General features: G+C 68.6%; 15 protein-coding genes. 10 read left to right on the top strand and 5 right to left on the bottom strand.

From position 1 onward, the window contains the following. Window position 1 precedes the first annotated feature (1 nt). The gene (locus tag RT97_RS14685; RefSeq protein ID WP_042579524.1) at window positions 2-253 is read left to right on the top strand and encodes a MoaD/ThiS family protein; all 252 of its coding nucleotides are present in this window, start codon (window positions 2-4) and stop codon (window positions 251-253) included. Here RT97_RS14685 and dapA read toward each other — a convergent pair. Then, entirely contained in the window at window positions 240-1136 is an 897-nt protein-coding gene (gene dapA, locus RT97_RS14680) for a 4-hydroxy-tetrahydrodipicolinate synthase (protein ID WP_042579523.1), read from the bottom strand. The genes RT97_RS14685 and dapA overlap by 14 nt on opposite strands. Before the next feature lie 254 nt (window positions 1137-1390). Between dapA and RT97_RS14675 the strand changes: the two genes are divergently transcribed. Then, entirely contained in the window at window positions 1391-1867 is a 477-nt protein-coding gene (locus RT97_RS14675) for a molybdenum cofactor biosynthesis protein MoaE (RefSeq protein WP_042579522.1), read from the top strand. On the opposite strand, the gene RT97_RS14670 is transcribed toward RT97_RS14675, so the two are convergent. Beyond that, a complete protein-coding gene (locus tag RT97_RS14670; protein WP_042579559.1) occupies window positions 1864-2859 on the bottom strand; it encodes a Bug family tripartite tricarboxylate transporter substrate binding protein in 996 nt (331 codons plus the stop codon). The genes RT97_RS14675 and RT97_RS14670 overlap by 4 nt on opposite strands. A gap of 141 nt (window positions 2860-3000) precedes the next feature. Between RT97_RS14670 and clpB the strand changes: the two genes are divergently transcribed. The 4 genes from clpB to arfB all read left to right on the top strand — a co-directional run bounded on the left by clpB (window position 3001) and on the right by arfB (window position 7682). Continuing rightward, window positions 3001-5622 carry an ATP-dependent chaperone ClpB gene (gene clpB / locus RT97_RS14665; protein ID WP_042579521.1) on the top strand — a complete coding sequence of 874 codons (2622 nt, stop codon included), beginning with the start codon at window positions 3001-3003 and terminating at the stop codon, window positions 5620-5622. 9 nt (window positions 5623-5631) lie between these two features. Next, entirely contained in the window at window positions 5632-5973 is a 342-nt protein-coding gene (locus RT97_RS14660; protein WP_437184098.1) for a hypothetical protein, read from the top strand. Window positions 5974-6085: 112 nt separating this feature from the next. Next, window positions 6086-7270: an acetyl-CoA C-acyltransferase family protein gene (locus tag RT97_RS14655; RefSeq protein WP_042579519.1), complete on the top strand. Its 1185-nt coding sequence runs from the start codon at window positions 6086-6088 to the stop codon at window positions 7268-7270. A gap of 4 nt (window positions 7271-7274) precedes the next feature. After that, complete coding sequence (gene arfB / locus RT97_RS14650) at window positions 7275-7682, top strand: alternative ribosome rescue aminoacyl-tRNA hydrolase ArfB (RefSeq protein WP_042579518.1); 408 nt, start codon at window positions 7275-7277, stop codon at window positions 7680-7682. Here the strand turns inward: arfB and RT97_RS14645 are convergent. Genes RT97_RS14645 through RT97_RS14635 form a run of 3 tightly spaced genes read right to left on the bottom strand, consistent with a single transcriptional unit; the run spans window position 7651 to window position 10222 of the window. Then, window positions 7651-8436 carry a glutathione S-transferase family protein gene (locus RT97_RS14645; protein WP_042579517.1) on the bottom strand — a complete coding sequence of 262 codons (786 nt, stop codon included), beginning with the start codon at window positions 8434-8436 and terminating at the stop codon, window positions 7651-7653. The two genes, arfB and RT97_RS14645, sit on opposite strands and share 32 nt — an antisense overlap. Window positions 8437-8450: 14 nt before the next feature. After that, entirely contained in the window at window positions 8451-9443 is a 993-nt protein-coding gene (locus tag RT97_RS14640; RefSeq protein WP_042579516.1) for a quinone oxidoreductase family protein, read from the bottom strand. Between the two features lie 5 nt (window positions 9444-9448). Then, complete coding sequence (locus RT97_RS14635; RefSeq protein WP_042579515.1) at window positions 9449-10222, bottom strand: GntR family transcriptional regulator; 774 nt, start codon at window positions 10220-10222, stop codon at window positions 9449-9451. Window positions 10223-10378: 156 nt separating this feature from the next. Here RT97_RS14635 and RT97_RS14630 point away from each other — a divergent pair, with 156 nt between their 5' ends. From RT97_RS14630 to RT97_RS14615, 4 genes are read left to right on the top strand one after another with little or no spacing between them, the layout of a single operon-like run. Continuing rightward, the gene (locus RT97_RS14630) at window positions 10379-11437 is read left to right on the top strand and encodes an ABC transporter substrate-binding protein (RefSeq protein ID WP_042579558.1); all 1059 of its coding nucleotides are present in this window, start codon (window positions 10379-10381) and stop codon (window positions 11435-11437) included. Then, complete coding sequence (locus RT97_RS14625; RefSeq protein ID WP_042579514.1) at window positions 11421-13166, top strand: ABC transporter permease; 1746 nt, start codon at window positions 11421-11423, stop codon at window positions 13164-13166. The genes RT97_RS14630 and RT97_RS14625 overlap by 17 nt, the downstream gene beginning before the upstream one ends. Before the next feature lie 28 nt (window positions 13167-13194). Continuing rightward, window positions 13195-14256, top strand: coding sequence for an ABC transporter ATP-binding protein (locus RT97_RS14620; RefSeq protein WP_042579513.1), 1062 nt, complete (start codon window positions 13195-13197; stop codon window positions 14254-14256). Then, a complete protein-coding gene (locus RT97_RS14615; RefSeq protein WP_080898300.1) occupies window positions 14256-15938 on the top strand; it encodes a carboxylesterase/lipase family protein in 1683 nt (560 codons plus the stop codon). The genes RT97_RS14620 and RT97_RS14615 overlap by 1 nt, the downstream gene beginning before the upstream one ends. The last annotated feature ends 36 nt before the right edge of the window (window positions 15939-15974 follow it).

Raw genomic sequence — 15974 nt, 5'->3', positions numbered from 1 at the left:
CATGAAGGTCCAGATCCGTTATTTCGCCTCGGTGCGCGAGGCGCTCGCCAGCAGCAACGAAACCGTGGACACCCGCGCCGAAACGCTCGCTGCGCTGCGCGACGAACTCATCGCACGCGGCGGGGCTCACGCCACCGCCCTCGCGCGCGGCCGGGCGGTGCGCATGGCGCTCGACCAGGTCATGAGCGACGAAGCCGCAGCCCTGCACGAAGGCTGCGAAGTCGCGTTCTTCCCTCCGGTTACGGGCGGCTGAGCCGCGCGTCCAGCGCCACTAGGCGCTCGCGCAGGCCGTCGGAGGCGCGCGTCATCGGAGAGCGCAGCTCGTCGCGCATCGCGCCGCCCTGCGCCAGCAGCGCCTTCACCGGGCCGGGGTTCGATTCGGCGAACAGCATCTCGATCAGCGGCTGCAGCGGCTGCCATTCGGCGCGCGCTTCAGCCACGCGGTTGTCGGCCAGGAGGCGCAGCACCTGCACGAAGCGCTTCGTCTGCACATGACCACTTGCTGCGATGGCGCCCACGCCGCCTTCGGCCACTGTCGAGAAGATCTGGTGGTCTTCGCCCGACAGCACCTGCAGCCGGCCATCGGCGATCAGGGCGCGTGTCTTGGCCATGTCGCCGCCGCAGTCCTTGATGCCCGCGATGCGCGGGTGCGCGGCCAGCGCCAGCAGCGTCTCGCGCGAGAGCGTGGCGCCGGTGCGGTAGGGAATGTCGTAGATCAGCACCGGCACCGCGCTCGCGTCGGCGATCGCGCGGAACCATTCGACGAGGCCGGGTTGCGACGGGCGGATGTAGTGAGGCGCGGGCACCAGCAGGCCCGCGAGTGGACGTTCCGAGAGCTTGCGCACCCAGGCCGTCGTCTTGCCCAGGTGGTAGCCCGAGAGGCCCATGACGACCGGCAGGCCGCCGGCAGCGGCCAGGACCGTGTCGAGTGAAGCCAGTTGCTCCGCTTCGTCGAGCGCGGCGGCTTCGCCGGTCGAGCCGCAGACCACGAAGCCGGCCACGCCGTCGGCCGCAAGCCGGCGGGTCAGCGCAGCGAGCGCGTCATGGTCGACCGCGCCGTCGCGAAACGGCGTGACGAGCGGAATCCAGAGACCCGAAAAATCAGGGGTGGGGGAGGCGGGTTGTTGTTGTGGCACGCAGGTTTCCTTTCAGGAATCAACCGATGGAAAGAACCACCGTCCGATGCGCGCACAACCATGCAGGGGGTCAAAGCCTCTTGGCAGGTTCCGTCGCTCATCCGACGACGGAACCGCAGCTCCGGTCAGACGAGCTTTGGTTTTTTGGCTTTGCTGCCCTGGCGCGCGCAACGGCTCCCGGGGTGCGAAAGCACCGAGGAGAGCGTGGCGAGGCAAGGCATGGATGCAGTCTATCGCGATGCCACAATCCGGACATGAGCGTTGCGCGTGTTTCGATCCAGACAGCCGATTTCGACTTGAGCCAGGAGCTCGCCACGTTGCGCGCGGGCGACAAGCGCGTGGGCGCCGTCTGCAGCTTCATCGGCACGGTGCGGGATCGCAACGACGGCAGCACCGTCGCCTCGATGGAGCTGGAGCACTATCCCGGCATGACCGAGAAGGCCATCGAGGCCATGATCGACGAGGCCCACAAGCGCTTCGACATCCTCGGCGCCCGCGTGATCCATCGCGTGGGCCTCCTGCAGCCGCTCGACCAGATCATGATGGTGGCGGTGGTCTCGGCCCACCGCGGCCAGAGCTTCGAGGCCTGCGAGTTCCTGATGGACTACCTGAAGACCCAGGCCCCGTTCTGGAAAAAAGAACAAACGCCCGAAGGCGCCCGTTGGGTCGATGCGCGCGTCAGCGACGACGCGGCTCTGGCGCGTTGGGGCATCAGCGCCCCGAACGCTTAAAGAGGTTTGAAGCCGCTGGCCTGGATGATGCGTTCCCAGGTCTGCGTGTACGTGCGCACGCGGCCCGCGAACTGGCCCTGCGGCTCGTAGCCGACCGTGAGGCCCATCGTCGTGAGCTTCTGCTTCACATCGGGCATCGCCAGCACCTTCTGCAGCGCATCGCCGTACTTGTCGATGATCGGCTGCGGCGTGCCCACCGGCGCGAAGATGCCGTAGTAGGGCAGGTCTTCCAGGTTCGAGAAGCCCAGCTCGGTGAAGGTCGGCACGTTCGGGATCACCGCCTGGCGCTTGGCGCCGATGGAGGCCACGATGCGCACCTTGCCGGCCTTGTGGTTCTCGATGAAGTCCGGCACTGAGGCGATGCCCGCGGTGATCTGGTTGCCCAGCATGTCGGCCGTCATCGGGGCGCTGCCGCGGTAGGGCGCGGGCTGTACGTCGATCTTGTACTTGTCCGAGATCATCTTCACGAGGAATTCGGGAATCGACGCGGGCGCGGGGATGCCGATGGTTTCCTTCCCGCCCTTGGCGGTGCGGACCCACTTCACGTACTCGTCGATGCTCTTGGCCGGCGTGCCGCCCGAGACGGCCAGCACGTTGGCGAAGGTGGCGAAGCCGGCCACGGGCACGAAGTCGGTGGCGGGGTTGAAGCCGGGGTTCTTCACCACCTGCGGCAGGATCGAGATCGTGTGGTCGTGCGTGAGGAACAGTGTGTGGCCGTCGGCGGGCGAAGACTTCAGCACCGTCGCGGCGATCTGGCCGCCCGCACCGGCGCGGTTCTCCACCACCACCGGCACGCCCAGCACGTCCTTGAGTTTTTCGCCCAGTGTGCGTGCAATGGCGTCGGTGCCCGCGCCGGCCGGAAAGCCCACGAGCAGGCGGATGGGCGTGCCGCTTTGCGCCTGCGCAAGGCCGCACAGGCCCATCGCGGCTAGAAAGAGGCTGGCGCTGATCGCCCGGCGGACCGGCTGAACGCGCTGCATTGAAAAAACCATGATCGACTCCATTCGAGAGAGAGAAATGCCTACGGCAGGAAGGTGCGAGGCACCGTGCAATACCCGTGCCCACGGTGCAGACCCGATTTACAACCTTGAATCGTGCCCGAACGGCCCTATTTTGAATGCAGGAATACCACCATGCGACAAGACAAACTCACCACCAAATTTCAGGAAGCGCTGAGCGACGCGCAGACACTGGCGCTCGGCAACGACAACGCCTACATCGAGCCGGCCCACCTGCTGGTCGCGATGCTGCGCCAGGACGACGGCCCGCGTGCCCTGCTGGAGCGTGCCGGCGTCAATGTGCCGGGTCTCGTGCAGGCGGCCGAGGCAGCCATCAAGAAGCTGCCGCAGGTGCAGGGCCACGACATCGTGCAGGTCGGCCCCGACCTGGGCAAGCTGCTGCAGGCCACCGAGAAGGAGGCCATCAAGCGCAACGACCAGTTCATTGCCGGCGAGTTGTTCCTCCTGGCCGTGGCTGACAGCAAGTCCGACGTCGGCAGGATCGCGAAAGAAAACGGTTTGAGCCGCAAGTCGCTCGAATCGGCCATCGACGCCGTGCGCGGCGGGCAGGGCGTGAACAGCGCCGATGCCGAAGGCCAGCGCGAGGCGCTCAAGAAATACACCATGGACCTGACCGAGCGGGCGCGCCTGGGCAAGCTCGACCCGGTCATCGGCCGCGACGAGGAAATCCGCCGCGCCATCCAGGTGCTGCAGCGCCGCACCAAGAACAACCCGGTGCTCATCGGCGAACCCGGCGTGGGCAAGACCGCCATCGTCGAGGGCCTGGCGCAGCGCATCGTCGCGGGCGAGGTGCCCGATTCGCTCAAGGGCAAGCGCGTGCTGTCGCTCGACATGGCTTCGCTGCTGGCGGGCGCCAAGTTCCGTGGCGAATTCGAGGAGCGCCTGAAGACCGTGCTGAATGAACTCGCGAAGGACGAAGGCCAGACCATCGTCTTCATCGACGAGCTGCACACCATGGTCGGCGCCGGCAAGGCCGAGGGCGCGATGGACGCGGGCAACATGCTCAAGCCCGCGCTCGCGCGCGGCGAGCTGCACTGCGTGGGCGCCACCACGCTGGATGAGTACCGCAAGTACATCGAGAAAGACGCCGCGCTGGAGCGCCGCTTCCAGAAGATCATCGTGGGCGAGCCGAGCGTCGAAGCCACCATCGCGATCCTGCGCGGCTTGCAGGAAAAATACGAAGTGCACCACGGCGTGCAGATCACCGACCCGGCCATCGTGGCCGCGGCCGAGCTCTCCGACCGCTACATCACCGACCGGTTCCTGCCCGACAAGGCCATCGACCTGATCGACGAGGCCGCGGCCAAGATCAAGATCGAGATGGACTCCAAGCCGGAGGTCATGGACCGCCTCGACCGCCGCCTGATCCAGTTGCAGATCGAGCGCGAAGCCGTGCGCCGCGAGAAGGACGAGGCCTCGCAGAAGCGCTTCAACCTCATCGAGGACGAGATCGCCAAGCTGCAGAAGGAAATCGCCGACTACGACGAGATCTGGCAGGCCGAGAAGGCCCAGGCCCAGGGCAGCGCGCATGTGCGCGAAGAGGTCGACAAGATCAAGTTCCAGATCGAGGAATGGAAGCGCAAGGGCGACTTCAACAAGGTTGCCGAGCTGCAATACGGCCAGCTGCCCGCGCTCGAGAAGCGCTTGAAGGAAGCCGAGGACAGCGAGGCGAGCAAGGGCAAGTCCAGCGCGCCCACGCTGCTGCGCACCCAGGTCGGCGCGGAAGAAATCGCCGAGGTCGTGGCGCGCGCCACCGGCATTCCGGTCGCCAAGCTGATGCAGGGCGAGCGAGACAAGCTGCTCGTGATGGAAGACAAGCTGCACGAGCGCGTGGTCGGCCAGGACGAGGCCATCGGTGCGGTCGCGAATGCGATCCGCCGCTCGCGCTCGGGCCTCTCCGACCCCAACCGCCCCACGGGTTCGTTCCTGTTCCTCGGCCCCACGGGGGTGGGCAAGACCGAGCTGTGCAAGGCGCTCGCGGGCTTTCTCTTCGACAGCGAAGACCACCTGATCCGCATCGACATGAGCGAGTTCATGGAGAAGCATTCGGTGGCGCGCCTCATCGGCGCGCCGCCGGGCTACGTGGGCTACGAAGAGGGCGGCTACCTCACCGAAGCCGTGCGCCGCAAGCCCTACAGCGTGGTGCTGCTCGACGAAGTCGAGAAGGCGCACCCCGACGTCTTCAACGTGCTGCTGCAGGTGCTCGACGATGGGCGCCTGACCGACGGCCAGGGCCGCACCGTGGACTTCAAGAACACCGTGATCGTGATGACGAGCAACATCGGCTCGCCCATCATCCAGGCCATGGTGGGCAAGCCTTCCGAAGAGATCAAGGAAGCGGTGTGGGACGAGCTGAAGAACTACTTCCGCCCCGAGTTCCTGAATCGCATCGACGAGACGGTCGTGTTCCATGCGCTCGACGCGAAGAACATCGAATCGATCGCCGCGATCCAGCTGAAGGTGCTCAAGGCGCGTCTCGCAAAGATGGATCTGGGCCTGGAGGTGTCGCCCGCGGCGCTGGCCGAGATCGCCAAGGTCGGCTTCGACCCGGTGTTCGGTGCGCGGCCTCTGAAGCGTGCGATTCAGCAGCGCATCGAGAACCCGCTCTCGAAGTTGCTGCTCGACGGCAGCTTCGGGCCGAAGGACACGATCGACGTCAACACCGACCCGATCCAGTCGCCGGGCCAGTTCTCGTTCACCAAGGGCGGGGAACCAACGGCGGCTGCTTCGGCCTAAAGTCGGATGATGAACTTCATTCTTCGCGTCATTCTTCTGCTCCTGGGGCTGGTGTTCGCGGCCAGCCTGGCCGTCGCGGTCATGCTGCTGGCGGCCGTGTGGGGCGTGCGCTACGCCTGGGCGCGTCTCACGGGCAAGCCCGTGACGCCCTGGGTCGCTTCGATGGGCGGGCGCTTCAACCCGCGCTCGGGCTTCGACCGGTTTCGCAATGCGGCAAATCAGGCCGAGCCCACCGCCGCCGACGTTGCCAACGCGCGTGCGCGCGGCGAGTCGGTGGTGCGCCCCGAGCGCATCCGCGGCAGCGCCAGCGACGTGACCGACGTCTCGCCGAAATCGGTCTCGCGCGGCTGACCGGCGCCGGTTTCCCCGCGCGCGACAGTCCGTCGCGCCGTTCGCCGTCAAAATCGTCCTCCCAGCGCACGCCGCCGTCGGCGGGGCGCCTTCATCCAGGAGAGACGTTTCCATGACCCAACGCGACATCTTCGTGGTCGGCACCGCCCGCACCGCCATCGGTACCTTCGGCGGCGCGCTGAAGGACGTACCCAACACCCAACTGGCCACCACCGCCGTCAAGGCCGCCATCGAACGCAGCGGCGTCGCGCCCGACGCCATCGGCCATGTGGTGATGGGCAACGTGATTCCCACCGACGTGAAGGACGCGTACCTGAGCCGCGTGGCCGCCATCGACGCGGGCTGCCCCATCGAGACGCCGGCCTTCAACGTCAACCGCCTCTGCGGCTCCGGCCTGCAGGCCATCGTTTCGGCGGCTCAGGCCATTGCGCTGGGCGATTGCGACATCGCCATCGGCGGCGGCTCGGAGTCGATGAGCCGCGGCCCGTACTTCGACACCTCGGCCCGCTACGGCGCGCGCATGGGCGATGCGGTGCTGGTCGACTACATGCTGGGCATCCTGCACGACCCGTGGGAGAAGATCCACATGGGCATCACCGCCGAGAACGTGGCCGCGCGCTACGGCATCACGCGCGAGCAGATGGACGAGCTGGCCGTGGCCAGCCAGCAGCGCGCCGCCGCCGCCATTGCCGCGGGCCGCTTCAAGGAGCAGATCGTTCCGGTCGAGGTCAAGACGCGCAAGGGCGTCGTGCTGTTCGACACCGACGAGCACGTGCGCGCTGACACCACCGTCGACACGCTTGCCAAGATGAAGCCCGCGTTCAAGAAGGACGGCCTCGTCACCGCCGGCAACGCCTCGGGCATCAACGACGGCGCGGCTGCCGTGGTACTGGCCGACGGCGGGCGCGTGAAGGCGCTGGGCCTGAAGCCGCTGGCGCGCCTCGTCGGCTATGCGCACGCAGGCGTCGAGCCCGCGTACATGGGCATCGGCCCCGTGCCGGCGACCCGCAAGGTGCTGGAACGCACGGGGCTCAAGGTCAGCGACTTCGACGTCATCGAGTCGAACGAAGCCTTCGCCGCGCAGGCCTGCGCGGTCATCAAGGAACTGGGCTTCGACCCCGCCAGGGTGAACCCCAACGGCTCGGGCATTTCGCTCGGCCATCCGGTGGGCGCGACCGGCGCGATCATCACGACCAAGGCGATCGCCGAGCTGCACCGCACCGGCGGGCGCTATGCGCTGGTCACGATGTGCATCGGTGGCGGGCAGGGCATTGCCGCCGTCTTCGAACGGGTCTGACCCCATGCTCCGCCCACCCCTGCTGATCGATCCTGACGAGGTCGAGATCAGCGCCATACGAGCGCAGGGTGCGGGCGGGCAGAACGTCAACAAGGTGTCCAGCGCGGTGCACCTGCGCTACGACATTCCTGCGAGCTCGCTGCCGGCCGATGTGAAGGAGCGGCTGCTCGCGCTGCGCGACAGCCGCATCACGCAGGAAGGCGTCCTGGTGCTCAAGGCGCAGCAGCACCGTACGCAGGAGATGAACCGCGCCGATGCGCTCGCGCGCCTGCAGGCGGTGATCGACACCGTGGCCACGCCGCCGCGCGTGCGGCGCGCGACCAAGCCGACCTACGGTTCGAAGCAGCGCCGGCTCGAAGGCAAGAGCCAGCGCGCGCAGATCAAGAGCCTGCGCGGACGGGTTCAGGACTGAGCGCCGCAGCCGCGTCGCGCTGCCGTAGCGCGGCATCGAAGCGATCGAAGCGGGCAAGGGCGAAGGCGGGGCGCTGCTGGATGCGTGCCCACCATCCGGCCGTGCGCGGGCAGCGCTCGCTGGACAGGGCATCCGGCGCAAGCTCCGCGATGCGCGCGACGAACGGCACGGCTGCGATGTCGGCCAGCGAATAGGCACCGCCGACGAGCCAGTCGCCGCTGTTGTCCAGCATCGTTTCCATCTTGCCGAGCAGCGCCAGCAGCTTCTCGAGCGCCGCGGCTTTTTCATCCTCGGTGTACGGCTGCCGCGCGATGCGGCTCCATGCCTCGCGCCGCTCGGGCGTGGGAATGCGTGCCAGGCGCTCCTGGAGTTGCTCGTCGCTCCACCGGCTCGCGCCGGGCTGCAGCGCGATGCTCCAGTTGAGGATCAGCAGGTGCGGCAGCGATTTCTCGTCGGTCCAGCGCACGAAATTGCGCATCACCGCGCGGTCGTATGCCTCGGCGGGCCGCAGCGGCGGCTGCGGATGCAGGTCGTCGAGGAATTCGCAGATCGTCGAGCTCTCGTAGAGCGAGGCGCCGTTGTCCAGGCGCAGCGCCGGCACCACGCCGTTCGGGTTCATCGCGAGGTAGGCGGGCGAGTGGTGTTCCTGCTTGCCCATGTCGATGGGAATGCTCTCGTAGTCGAGGCCTTTTTCGGCGAGGCACAGGCGCACGCGGCGCGACGCGCTGGAGAGCCAGCCGTGATAGAGCTTCATGGCGAAGGTGTCCTTCAGGGAATCAGCACCGCGGCGCCGGTGGTGGCGCGGCTCTCGAGTTCTTCGTGCGCCCGGCGCGCCTCGGCGAGCGGGTAGCGGTGGCCCACTTCGAGCTTCACGTGGCCGCCGAGCACCGCGTCGAAAAGCGCCGCCGCGCCGCGCCGCAGGTCGGCCGCATCGGCGATGAAGGTGCGCAGCGTGGGGCGCGACACGCTCAGCGATTTCGCATGCAGCCGCTGCAGGTCGAAGGCCTCCACGTCGCCCGACGCGGTGCCGTAGTTGATCGCCATGCCCAGCGGCCTGAGGCAATCGAGCGAGGGCAGGAACACGTCCTTGCCGACCGCGTCGTAGACCACCGACACGCCCTGGCCGCCGGTGCATTCGAGCGTGCGCGCCACGAAGTCCTCGCTGCGGTAGTCGATGACGTGGTGGCAGCCGTGCGCGCGCGCCGTCGCCATCTTGGCCGCGGAGCCGACGGTGCCGATCACTGTCGCCCCGAGCGCGCGCGCCCACTGCGAGAGGATCACGCCCATCCCGCCGGCCGCCGCGTGCACCAGCACTGCCTCGCCGGGCTTGACGGGATGGAGGCGGCGCAGCAGGTACTCGGCCGTGAGCCCGCGCAGCAGCGTGGCGCCCGCGACCTCCTCGGAGATGCCCGCCGGGAGCGGCACCACGCGGTGTGCCGGGATGTTGCGCACCGCCTGGTAGGCGCCGGGGTGGAAATACGCCACCGACTGGCCCACGTGCAGCGCCGCATCGATTGCATCCACGCCCGGCCCCACTGCATCGATGACGCCCGCGCCCTGCGCGCCGAGGACGACCGGACACGACGTGACCGCATGCGGCCCGTGCGAGCCGCGGCGCTGGTAGATGTCGGCGAAGTTCAGCCCGATCGCCGACTGCCGGATGCGGACTTCGCCTGCTGCGGGCTCGCCCACCTCGACCTCCACCTGTTCGAGCACCTCGGGCCCGCCGTGGGCCTGGATGCGGATGGCCTGCGTGCGCATGCGCCTCAGGCCTTGGTGGTCGACTTGGCCGCCGGCTTGCGCCCGCCCGCGGCGCGCCGCGTGACGGCCAGCGCATCGGCGGCCACCTCGGGCGTGGCGACGGGCGCCGCCACCGGCACGCCGTGCGGCATGCTGGCGATGGCATCGGCATACACGTTGCCGCCGCTGGATATGTGGCCGGTCATCGCGCGGTAGGCGGCGTCCTCGTCTCCGTTCAGGATGGCTTCGACCACCTGCTTGTGCTCCACCAGCGAATTGCGGATGCGTCCCGGCCGGTCGAAGAGGGTGCGCTGCGGATGCCGCATGCGCAGCCGCATCGCGCGCAGCTGGCGGGCCAGTACCTCGTTGAGGCTGCCGTCGTAAATGATCTCGTGAAAGCTGCGGTTGGCCGCGCCGTAGAGCTCGGCGTCGTTTTTCGCGGCGGCGTCGCGGCAGGCCTGGTCGGCCTGCTCGAGCTGCTTGCGCTGCACCGCGGGCATGCGCCGCGCCGAGAGTCGGGCGGCCAGGCCTTCCAGCTCCATGAGGATCTCCAGCATCGCCACGTACTCCGGCAGCGACAGGCTCGCCACCACCGCGCCCTGCCGCGGCACCGTGGTCACCAGGCCGGCCGACATGAGCTGCAGCAGCGCCTCGCGCGCCGGCGTGCGCGACACCTCGAAGCGGTCCATGAGCGCCTGCTCGTCGATGCGGGAGCCGGCCGTCAGCTGGCCGGAAGTGATTTCCGCCTCGAGGGCGGCGCGAATCTTGTCGCTGAGGTTGATGCGTGGCGATGGGTGCATGAAAGGCGTCTCCGATGCGCTGGATTCTAAACATCATCGTGCACGCAAGCGGTTTATAAAAATACGTAGAAACGAGATATGTATTTTTATAAGGTCTATGAATACACTGAAGAAGAGCCGGCGCATTCATCCACAGATCCGGCCATGGAGACATTCATGCAACTGAACAGACGTCATTTCCATGCCCTGGCCGGCGCCGCCGCCTCGGCGGCCGCGCTCGCCCCGTGGCTCGACGCCCGGGCCCAGACCGCTTCGCTCGACGCGCTGCACGAAGCAGCCAGGAAAGAGGGCGAGCTCACCTGGTACATCGTCTACCTGCCCTCCGAAGACGCCGAGCTCATGTCGCGCACCTTCACCGCGCGCTACCCCGGCGTGAAGGTGAACGTCGTGCGCACCACCGCGCAGGTTGCGTTCCAGCGTCTGAACCAGGACCTGAAGGCCAGGACGGCCAACTGCGACGTCTTCTCCTCCACCGACATCGCGCACTACCTGGACCTGAAGAAGCGCAAGCTGCTCGCCAGGTACGTGCCCGCGGCCTCCGCCACCATGGACAAGCGGCTGCAGAACCTCGACCCCGACGGCTACTACCACGTGGCCAGCGTCGCGATGGTCGGGCTCGTCTACAACACGCAGAAGGTCAAGGCGGCGGACGCACCGAAAAGCTGGAACGACCTCGTCGATCCGAAATGGCGCGGCCTCGCCTCGGTGGGCCATCCGGGCTTCAGCGGCTTCGTGGGCGTCTGGGCCATCGAGATGCGCAAGCTCTATGGCGACGGCTGGTTCAAGAAGCTCGCGGCCAACAAGCCGCAAGTGGGGCGCTCGATCATCGACACGGTCACCACCGTGACCTCGGGCGAGCGCTCCATCGGCGCGGGCCCGATCAATCTCGCGGCCATGATGGCCGACAAGGGCAACCCGCTCGCGATCGTCGCGCCCAAGGAGGGGCCGGTGCTCATGCTCTCGCCCTCGGCCATCATGGCCAACGCGCCGCATCCGAACGCCTCCAAGCTCTTCATGGAGTGGCTGCTCGGCAGCGAAGACGTCGACAAGCTCTCGATCGAACGCTTCGGCGTGCCCAAGCGCGCGGGCGCCAAGCCGCGCCCCGGCGTGCTGGGCCTGGACGACAGCAAGACCGCGTTGCGCCCCGACCCGCAGGAGTCGGTGGACGGCGTGCCCGAAGTCATCGACCTGTGGCGCGATGCTTTCGGCGTCTGAGGCGGTGGCGCCGCCATCGGCACAGGCGGTGCGCGCGGCCGTGCCCTCGCGGCTGGCCGACCCTGCGCTCTGGCTTTTCGGCATCCTGGTCGTCGTGCTGGTGCTGCTGGTGGCCAACCCGATACTGCGGCTGGTGTGGGACAGCTTCAGCGCCGCCGACGGCGGCGCCACGCTGCGCAACTACACGAGCGCCCTCGGGCGCAGCCGCAACCTCCAGGCGCTGCTCAATTCGCTCTACCTCGGCGGCGCGGTCACGGCGCTCGCGCTCGCGCTGGGCGTGCCGCTCGCACTGGCCGTCTCGCGCACCAACATGCCATGCCGCAACCTCACGCACATGGGCGTGCTGGCGGCGTTCGTCATGCCGAACTTCCTCGGCGCCATCGCATGGATCCTGCTGGCGGGGCCGAACGCGGGCTGGCTCAACCGGCTGTGGCTGGAGGCATTCGGCGGCACCGGCGGCGACAGGGGCCCGTTCAACATCTACAGCTTCTGGGGCCTGGCGTTCGTCATCGCGCTCTACACCTTCCCGCTGATCTACGTGTTCACCAAGTCGGCGCTGGACCTCATCTCCACCGAACTGGAAGACGCCGCATCGATCCACGGCGCGGGCAAGTTCCGCACGCTCGCGCGCGTCACGCTGCCGCTGGTGATGCCATCGATCGTGGGCGCGGCGATTCTGATCTTCCTGGAGTCGGTGGCGTTGTACGGCACGCCCGCGCTCATCGCCATTCCGGCGGGCATCAACCTCGCCACCACGCAGATCGTGTCGTTCTTCGAATACCCGCTGCGCGTGGAGCAGGCGGCGGCGTTCTCCATGCCGATCCTGGTGCTCACGGTGGTCATGCTCTGGGTGCAGCGCAAGCTGCTCTCGCGCAAGGGGTTCGTCTCGGTGTCGGGCAAGGGCGGCGAGCGCCGGCCGTTCGACATCGGCTGGTGGAAGTGGCCGCTGCTCGCCTATGCCGCGCTGGTGTCGCTGCTCACGGTGGTGATGCCCCTGGCCATCCTGGTGCTCGCATCGCTCTCCAAGGCGTGGGGCCGCGGCGTGGCCAAGGGCAACCTCACCCTCGCCAACTACCACGACATCTTCTTCCAGCAGCTCACGGTGCGCGAGGCCATCGTGAACACGGTGCTCTATTCGGGCGCGACCGCGCTGGTCTGCGTGCTCATGGGGCTGTGCGTGGCCTATGCGGTGCAGCGGCGCATCACGCCGTGGCCCGGCGTGGTGCAGTTCCTGGCGCTCGCGCCGGTGGCGGTGCCCGGGCTCATCCTGGCGATCGGCCTCTACGCCGCGTACGCCGGGCCGCCGTTCTCGCTCTACGGCACGGGCGCGTTGATCGTGGTGGCCTTCACCACGCGCTTCCTGCCCATCGCGGTGACCGCATGCGCGGCGGCGGTGCGCTCGCTCAACCCCGAACTGGAGGAGGCGGTGCGCGTGCTCGGCGGCGGGCGCATCACGGTGCTCGCGCGGGTGGTGTTTCCGCTGCTCAAGACCACGCTGGTGGGCGTCTTCATCCTGGTGTTCGTGATCTGCACGAAGGAGCTTTCCACGGCCGTGTTCCTCACCGGCCCCGCCTCGCGCGTGGTCTCGGTGCTCACGCTCGACCTGAGCGAGCAGGGCAACTACGAGACGCTGGCCGCGATGGGGGTGGTGCTGGTGGTGATCACCACGCTCGTGGTGGCGGCGGGCATGCGCATCGCCGGGCGCGACTTCATGTTGCGCAGGCCCTGAAAGACCGAGAGAAAGAAAGACCGACGCCATGTCCAAGCTTCAACTGAAGAACATCCACAAGAACTACGGCACCACCGCGGTGGTGAACGACCTGAGCCTCGAACTGCGCCAGGGCGAGCTGGTCACGCTGCTGGGACCCTCGGGCTGCGGCAAGACCACGACGCTGCGCATGATCGCGGGCTTCATCGAGCTCACGGCCGGGGCCATCGAGATGAACGGGCAGCAGATCTCGGGCGCCGGCCGCACGGTGCCGCCCGAGCACCGCGGCATGTCGATGATCTTCCAGAGTTACGCGATCTGGCCGAACATGACCGTCGCGCAGAACGTGGGCTTCGGCCTGGAGGTGCGGCGCACGCCCGCCGCCGAGGCCAGGCGGCGCGTGGACGAGATGCTCGAGGTGGTGCACCTCGGGCACCTGGCGCATCGCTATCCGGCCGAGCTCTCGGGCGGCCAGCAGCAGCGCGTGGCGCTCGCGCGCGCGATGGTGGTGCGCCCCGAAGTGCTGCTGCTCGACGAGCCGCTGTCGAACCTGGACGCCAACCTGCGCGAGGAAATGGCCAACGAGATCCGGCGGCTGCACGACGAATTCCGCTTCACCACGGTCTACGTCACGCACGACCAGTCGGAGGCGATGACCATCTCGGACCGCATCGCGGTGCTCAACCTCGGGCGGCTCGAGCAGATCGACACGCCGTGGAACCTCTACAACCGCCCGCACACGCCCTTCGTGGCCGGGTTCATCGGCCGCACCAACCTCGTGAGCGCGACGCTGCGCGCGGGCCGCATCACGCTGGACGGGTTGCACGGCGAGGTGCCGGTGCAGGACGAGGCCGCGCGCGACCGCGCCGATGCACGCGTGTCGATCCGCCCGCAGTCGCTCTACCTCGGCACGGACGTGCTGGGCGCGCTGCCCATGGGTCGGGTGGCCGTCGTCTCGCGCACCTACTTGGGCGAGTACTGGGACTACGTGGTGCAGCCGCTGGGCGGCGGCGACACGCTCAAGGTGCACGCGCCGCCGTCGAGCGTGCTGGAGATCGGGCACGAATCGGCGCTGTCATTGGACCCGCGCGGCGTGGCCGTCGTGAGCTGATGGCGAACCCACCCAACGACAACAGGAAGACCACCGACGTGACGAAGCAGCAGCAACCGCAGGCAACGCCTTTCCTCAACCGCCGCGGCCTTCTCGGCGCGGCCGCCGCCACCGGTGCGCTGTGGTGCGCCAAGGGCGCGCGCGCAACGACCGAGGGCGAGATCTTCCCCGTCGTCGAGACCGCCAACGGCCGCCTGCGCGGGCTCATGTCCGGCGGCATCGCGGTGTTCAAGGGCATGCACTACGGCGCCGACACCTCGGGTGCCAACCGCTTCATGCCGCCCGTGCCGGTGGCGCGCTGGGCCGGCGTGCGCGATGCCACCGCCTACGGCAACTACGCGCCGCAGATGCCGGCCGACCGGCGCCGCGCCTATGCCGACCTCATCATGTACGACCTGCAACCGGGCGGCATGGGCGAGGACTGCCTGGTGATGAACATCTGGACGCCCTCGGCTTCGCCCTCGGGCCGCGGCCAGCGGCCGGTGATGGTGCACCTGCATGGCGGCGGCTACTACGCGGGCTCGGGCAACTCGCCGCAGTTCGACGGCGAGATGCTGGCGCGCTTCGGCGACGCGGTGGTGGTCACGCTCAACCACCGGCTCGGCGCTTTCGGTTTTCTCGACCTGTCGGCGCTGGGCGATGCGCGGATGGCACCCTCGGGCGCGGTGGGCATGCTCGACATCGTCGCAGCGCTCGGCTGGATCAGGGAGAACATCGCGGCTTTCGGCGGCGACCCCTCGCGCGTGCTGGTGTTCGGCCAGTCCGGCGGCGGCCTCAAGACCAGCGTGCTGATGGCGATGCCCTCGGCGCGCGGGCTCTTCCACCGCGCCGGCGTGATGAGCGGCTCGGGCCTGCGCGTGACGCCGCAGGAAGCCTCGCGCCAGGCCACGGATGCGTTCGTCGCAACCCTGGGCCTCGGCAAGGACCCGGTCGCCCGCCTGCAGGCGTTGCCGATGCAGACGCTGCTCGCGGCGCAGGTGACGATGGAGAACGCCGACCGCGCCAAGGGGGAGGCGCCGCGCGCCTTTTCTCCGGCGCTCGACGGCGTGGCCATCGCGCGGCATCCCTTCGACCCCGACGCGCCCGCGCTCTCGGCCGAGGTGCCGATGATCGTGGGCACCACGCTCGACGAGCGCGCCTACCGGCGGATCGATTTCAGCGCCAGCGAGGCGGACCTGCTGAAGTTCGCCGAGGCCCGCGTGGGCGCCGATGCGCGCCGGCTGGTCGCGATGTACCGCGACGAAGACCCGGCCGCATCGCCCTACGTGCTGCAGGCGCGCATCGACACCGACATGACCTTCCGCCGGGCGGCCGAGGTGCAGGCCGCGCGCAAGTCGGCCGCGGGTGCCGCGCCGGCCTACGCGTACCTCTGGAAGATCCCGAGCCCGGCGTACGGCGGGCGCTACGGCGCGCCCCACGGCACCGACATCGGGCCGAGCCTGCACGACATCCGCAACGGACTGAACGGCCCGAGCGCCGAGAGCGTGCGGCTGGCCGACCAGCTCGCCGGCGCGTGGGTCGCGTTCGCAGCCACCGGCGACCCGAACAACCCGCGCACGCCGCAGTGGCCCGCCTACACCGCCGCGCGGCGCGGCACGCTCGTCTTCGAGGGAGACAGCAGCCGCACGCGCGCACAGGACGATCCGCGCCAGGCCTTCCGCACCTACTGGGCCGCGCGCTGACGCGCGGGCGGAACCACACCGACACCGAAAGCACAT

Origin of the sequence: Variovorax paradoxus (assembly GCF_000834655.1) — a bacterium.
Lineage (GTDB): Bacteria > Pseudomonadota > Gammaproteobacteria > Burkholderiales > Burkholderiaceae_C > Variovorax > Variovorax paradoxus_F.
This window is presented reverse-complemented; position numbering and strand designations above follow the sequence as displayed.

Excerpts from the sequence above, each read along its gene's own strand:
- RT97_RS14685 (WP_042579524.1), top strand. The coding sequence starts at position 2 with ATGAAGGTCCAGATCCGTTATTTCGCCTCGGTGCGCGAGGCGCTCGCC.
- RT97_RS14675 (WP_042579522.1), top strand. The coding sequence starts at position 1,391 with ATGAGCGTTGCGCGTGTTTCGATCCAGACAGCCGATTTCGACTTGAGC.
- RT97_RS14670 (WP_042579559.1), bottom strand. The coding sequence starts at position 2,859 with ATGGTTTTTTCAATGCAGCGCGTTCAGCCGGTCCGCCGGGCGATCAGC.
- clpB (WP_042579521.1), top strand. The coding sequence starts at position 3,001 with ATGCGACAAGACAAACTCACCACCAAATTTCAGGAAGCGCTGAGCGAC.
- RT97_RS14660 (WP_437184098.1), top strand. The coding sequence starts at position 5,632 with ATGAACTTCATTCTTCGCGTCATTCTTCTGCTCCTGGGGCTGGTGTTC.
- RT97_RS14655 (WP_042579519.1), top strand. The coding sequence starts at position 6,086 with ATGACCCAACGCGACATCTTCGTGGTCGGCACCGCCCGCACCGCCATC.
- arfB (WP_042579518.1), top strand. The coding sequence starts at position 7,275 with ATGCTCCGCCCACCCCTGCTGATCGATCCTGACGAGGTCGAGATCAGC.
- RT97_RS14645 (WP_042579517.1), bottom strand. The coding sequence starts at position 8,436 with ATGAAGCTCTATCACGGCTGGCTCTCCAGCGCGTCGCGCCGCGTGCGC.
- RT97_RS14640 (WP_042579516.1), bottom strand. The coding sequence starts at position 9,443 with ATGCGCACGCAGGCCATCCGCATCCAGGCCCACGGCGGGCCCGAGGTG.
- RT97_RS14635 (WP_042579515.1), bottom strand. The coding sequence starts at position 10,222 with ATGCACCCATCGCCACGCATCAACCTCAGCGACAAGATTCGCGCCGCC.
- RT97_RS14630 (WP_042579558.1), top strand. The coding sequence starts at position 10,379 with ATGCAACTGAACAGACGTCATTTCCATGCCCTGGCCGGCGCCGCCGCC.
- RT97_RS14625 (WP_042579514.1), top strand. The coding sequence starts at position 11,421 with ATGCTTTCGGCGTCTGAGGCGGTGGCGCCGCCATCGGCACAGGCGGTG.
- RT97_RS14620 (WP_042579513.1), top strand. The coding sequence starts at position 13,195 with ATGTCCAAGCTTCAACTGAAGAACATCCACAAGAACTACGGCACCACC.
- RT97_RS14615 (WP_080898300.1), top strand. The coding sequence starts at position 14,256 with ATGGCGAACCCACCCAACGACAACAGGAAGACCACCGACGTGACGAAG.